Genomic DNA, 717 nt, shown 5'->3' with positions numbered 1-717 from the left:
TTGTGTTTCTTGAGAAGCGATAATATGTTCTTGAAAAACTTTCTTTTGCTCTTCTGGTGAGGAATAATCATAATGATAATCAAGACCAACCTCCCCAAATGCAACAATTTTAGGGTGTTTTGAAAGATCAATGAGCTCTTTAGCTGTAATATTCTGTTCTTCATGAGCATGATTGGGATGCGTGCCAACAGAACAAAAAACTTGAGGATAGGCTTGTGTAATTGTTAAAAGTTTATCCAACTTACGAACATGTGTTGAAATCGTTATCATACGTTTAACATTAGCATCTAGCGCTCTTTGGATAACATCATCTAAATCTTGAGAAAAATCCTCAAAATCAAGATGACAATGCGTATCAATCAACATGGTGAATATCGTCTTTCTTAAGAATATAACGGGGAAAGATTGGTTCTGGTGGTGGAAGATCAAGACCTTCTTGAATTTTTGAATTGCTTATATGCTGCAATAATCGATCTTCTTGAGAAATCTTAAGGCTATCAAGAAGTTTTGCTGCTGATTGTGGCATAAAAGGCAACAGCATTATTCCTATTCGCCGTAAGATTTCTAAAGTTATGTAAAGAACTGTAGAAAACCTTTCTGGATTATTTTTCCTTAAACTCCAAGGTTGTTCTTTTGCAAAATAGCGGTTAGCATCTGCAACGACTGAAAAAATAGCTGAAAGTGCTAAATGTATTTCTTGAGAAGACATGGCTTTGC

At 35.1% G+C, this 717-nt stretch carries 1 protein-coding gene and 1 pseudogene; both read right to left on the bottom strand.

Annotated features, from left to right (window positions below; all coding sequences use genetic code 11):
• On the bottom strand, nt 1-366 hold a 366-nt coding region (locus ACFINZ_RS10810; protein ID WP_375701520.1), incomplete at its 3' end, for a TatD family hydrolase.
• Nucleotides 356-717 (bottom strand): annotated as a pseudogene (locus ACFINZ_RS10805) (methionine--tRNA ligase); the annotation flags it as partial. The pseudogene ACFINZ_RS10805 and the gene ACFINZ_RS10810, both read right to left, overlap by 11 nt.

Origin of the sequence: Bartonella sp. AA81SXKL, assembly GCF_042196945.1 — a bacterium.
In the GTDB taxonomy this organism is placed as follows: Bacteria; Pseudomonadota; Alphaproteobacteria; order Rhizobiales; family Rhizobiaceae; genus Bartonella.
Note: the sequence above shows the minus strand (reverse complement) of the source record. Positions and strands in the feature narration are given on the sequence as shown.